This window comes from Pseudomonas sp. WSY_20 (assembly GCF_043104335.1).
Classification (GTDB): domain Bacteria; phylum Pseudomonadota; class Gammaproteobacteria; order Pseudomonadales; family Pseudomonadaceae; genus Aquipseudomonas; species Aquipseudomonas parafulva_B.
In genome coordinates this window covers 1-1077 of the sequence record NZ_JBICKP010000005.1, presented here as the reverse complement: position 1 = coordinate 1077, position 1077 = coordinate 1, and the positions used below count along the sequence as shown (strand labels likewise).

1 protein-coding gene is annotated in these 1077 nt (G+C 60.9%); it reads right to left on the bottom strand.

Annotated features, from left to right (window positions below; genetic code table 11):
• The coding region (locus ACF8E5_RS00265) for an immunoglobulin-like domain-containing protein (RefSeq protein WP_392474738.1) at positions 1-1077 on the bottom strand (1077 nt) is incomplete at both ends.

The following is a 1077-nucleotide window of genomic DNA, read 5'->3' as shown; positions in this document are numbered from 1 at the left end:
GCTGCCCTGGGTTTTACCCGCTTCAACGGTGATGACCTGACCGTTGGACAGGGTCACGGTCACCGGAGTCTGAGCCGGATTGGTCAGGGTCACGGTGTAAGTGATGACGCCGCCTTCGGTGACGCTCGGCGAAGCCGTCAGCGTGGCAGTGGTCGTGTCGATCGAATCATTGATCGTGGTAACCGCTGGCGTCGGGTTAGGCGTCAGCTGTTCGAAATTACCGCCCGTAGCGCTGTCGATGGTCACGCTAACGGTCGAGCCGTTGTTGTAGACGTCGTTCGCCGGGGTTTGGAAGTCGATGCTGCCCTGCGTCTTGCCAGCCTCCACGGTGATGACCTGGCCGTTGGACAGAGTCACAGTTACCGGGGTCTGCGCCGGGTTGGTCAGGGTCACGGTGTAGGTGATGACGCCGCCTTCGGTGACCGAAGGACTCGCGGTCAAGGTCGCGGTAGTGGTGTCGATCGAATCATTGATCGTGGTAACCGCTGGCGTCGGGTTAGGCGTCAGCTGTTCGAAGTTGCCGCCCGTGGCACTGTCGATGGTCACGCTAACGGTGGAACCGTTGTTGTAGACGTCGTTGGCCGGGGTCTGGAAATCGATGCTGCCCTGGGTCTTGCCTGCTTCAACGGTGATGACCTGACCATTGGACAGAGTCACGGTGACCGGAGTCTGAGCCGGGTTGGTCAGGGTCACAGTGTAGGTGATCACGCCGCCTTCGGTGACCGAGGGACTCGCGGTCAGGGTCGCGGTAGTGGTGTCGATCGAATCATTGATCGTGGTAACCGCAGCCGCTGGATTCGGGGTCAGCTGCTCGAAGTTACCGCCCGTAGCGCTGTCGATGGTCACACTAACGGTCGAGCCGTTGTTGTAGACATCGTTGGCCGGGGTTTGGAAGTCGATGCTGCCCTGGGTCTTGCCTGCTTCAACAGTGATGACCTGGCCGTTGGACAGGGTCACGGTCACCGGCGTCTGGGCCGGGTTCGTCAAGGTCACGGTGTAGGTGATGACGCCGCCTTCAGTGACGCTCGGCGAAGCCGTCAGCGTGGCAGTGGTCGTGTCGATCGAGTCGTTGATCGT